Origin of the sequence: Clostridium sp. SGI.024 (assembly GCF_050315195.1) — a bacterium.
Classification (GTDB): domain Bacteria; phylum Bacillota; class Clostridia; order Clostridiales; family Clostridiaceae; genus Clostridium.
Genome location: NZ_JBNPON010000199.1, coordinates 1 through 213, shown reverse-complemented (window position 1 = coordinate 213; position 213 = coordinate 1). Strand labels below are relative to the sequence as shown.

At 31.9% G+C, this 213-nt stretch carries 1 protein-coding gene; it reads left to right on the top strand.

Annotated elements, in window-relative coordinates; translation table 11 throughout:
• On the top strand, positions 1–213 hold a 213-nt coding region (locus ACQRD5_RS17400), incomplete at both ends, for a transposase (protein ID WP_427747141.1).

Below are 213 nucleotides of genomic sequence, written 5' to 3'. Positions count from 1 at the left end.
ATTGATTGCATAATTCCAAGTAATGATTCTGTGCGATTACTAAGCCAGTTTGTGGAGGAGATGGATTTGACTGAGCTATATTCTACTTATTTTAGAATAAGAGAAAATCAAGTATCGCCCATGAAAATGCTAAAAATTATGCTGTATGCTTATATGAATGGAATTTATTCTTCACGTGATATTGAAATAGCTTGCCGTAGAGATATCAATTTT